The sequence below is a fragment of the Streptomyces sp. NPDC002623 genome (assembly GCF_053592635.1).
Genome location: NZ_JBSFWB010000115.1, coordinates 1 through 1069, shown reverse-complemented (window position 1 = coordinate 1069; position 1069 = coordinate 1). Strand labels below are relative to the sequence as shown.

1 protein-coding gene is annotated in these 1069 nt (G+C 73.7%); it reads left to right on the top strand.

Translation table 11 applies throughout. From position 1 onward, the window contains the following. Window positions 1-178 precede the first annotated feature (178 nt). Window positions 179-784, top strand: a complete 606-nt coding sequence (locus ACWD4O_RS48805; RefSeq protein WP_351920081.1) for an acyltransferase — start codon at window positions 179-181, stop codon at window positions 782-784. The last annotated feature ends 285 nt before the right edge of the window (window positions 785-1069 follow it).

The window sequence follows — 1069 nt, the reverse complement described above, 5'->3', positions numbered from 1 at the left end:
CCGCCGAGTTCCCGGGCCAGGGCGCGGGGGTCGAGCCGTTCCCCGGACAGGGCGGCGAGGTGGGTGAGGCGGACGTCACGGTCGCCGGTGGCCACAGTGCCGTCCGGGCCGCGCGCCGACGTCGTCCACCAGGCCCCGTATGCTCGCCAACCGAAGCCACACACCGGAAGGCAGCAGAGTGAACTACAGGGTCCAGCCCAGCGCGCAGGTAGACGACAGTGCCGAGATCGGCGCCGGGAGCAGCGTCTGGGACCTCGCGCAGATCCGTGAGGGCGCGCGCCTCGGTGAGGGCTGTGTGATCGGCCGTGGCGCGTACGTCGGCTCGGGCGTCCACCTGGGCGACAACTGCAAGCTGCAGAACTACGCGCTCGTCTACGAGCCGGCGGAGCTCGGCGACGGTGTCTTCATCGGCCCGGCCGTGGTCCTCACCAACGACCACAACCCGCGTTCCGTGGACCCCGACGGCAAGCAGAAGCGCGGCGGCGACTGGGAGGCCGTCGGCGTGAAGATCGCCGACGGGGCGTCCATCGGCGCCCGCGCCGTGTGCGTCGCGCCCATCGCCATCGGCCGCTGGGCCATGGTCGCCGCCGGCGCCGTCGTCACCAAGGACGTCCCGGACTTCGGCCTGGTCGTCGGGGTTCCCGCGCGGCAGGTCGGCTGGGTCGGCAAGGCCGGCGTCAAGCTGGTCGCGCGCGCGGGCGAGGCCGATGTGTGGGAGTGCCCGCAGACCGGTGAGCTGTACGACGAGAAGGACGGCGTGCTGGTGGAGCGGGCCGCAGGCTAAGCGCTCCGCTGGAAGTGCCGCGATGTGCCGTCGTTCTGCTGCGGCGCCATCGTGGCTGGTCGCGCCCGCGCGGCGGAGCCGCACACGTCAGCGCCCCGCGCCCCTTCAGGGCGCTGCCGAACCGCAGCCGACTTCGACCGACCCGCTCAGCTCCACCAGCCCACCGGCACGCCGGCCCACCGGGTAGGGGAAAAGGGGGTCGGCCGCGTCCAACAGCCGGAGTGCCAGGCGTCGGCCGCCGCCTCGGCGTGGCGGCGGGACTGTTCGCGGGGGTCCGTGCAGAGC